The organism is Oleiphilus sp. HI0067, assembly GCF_001635735.1.
In genome coordinates, this window is record NZ_LWFI01000835.1 from 1 (window position 1) to 700 (window position 700).

General features: G+C 49.4%; 2 rRNA genes. Both read right to left on the reverse strand.

The annotated features are described in order from the left end of the window. Positions 1-14: 14 nt before the first annotated feature. Positions 15-129, reverse strand: a 5S ribosomal RNA gene (rrf, locus tag A3739_RS08885). A gap of 171 nt (positions 130-300) precedes the next feature. Further along, positions 301-700 (reverse strand): 23S ribosomal RNA (locus A3739_RS08890); the annotation flags it as partial.

A 700-nucleotide genomic window follows, 5' to 3' on the forward strand; every position in this document is an offset into this window, starting at 1 on the left:
CTCTCATATTAGAAGCCTGACGATGACCTACTCTCACATGGGACCTCCCACACTACCATCGGCGATGAACCGTTTCACTTCTGAGTTCGGGATGGGATCAGGTGGTTCCAGTTCTCTATGGTCGTCAGGCAAAACTCTGGTTGAAGTAACTTACGGTCGTTACACCAACACTTAATTCTGCTGTTGTCTTTAACATTGGAAGCAATAGTAGTCGCTTATGATTCATATCTTCATTATTCGTCGATTTTTCGATTGGTTGCCTATACACCCAGCCTTCTTTCGAAGACGCTTTGGCGTTATATAGTCAAGCCTCACGGGCAATTAGTACAGGTTAGCTCAACGCCTCACAACGCTTACACACCCTGCCTATCAACCTCATAGTCTTTAAGGGCCCTTTAGGATTCTCAAGGAATCAGGGAAAACTTATCTTGAAGGGGGCTTCCCGCTTAGATGCTTTCAGCGGTTATCCTGTCCGAACATAGCTACCGGGCAATGCGTCTGGCGACACAACCCGAACACCAGAGGTTCGTCCACTCCGGTCCTCTCGTACTAGGAGCAGCCCTTCTCAATTTTCCAACGTCCACGGCAGATAGGGACCGAACTGTCTCACGACGTTCTAAACCCAGCTCGCGTACCACTTTAAATGGCGAACAGCCATACCCTTGGGACCGGCTTCAGCCCCAGGATGTGATGAGCCGAC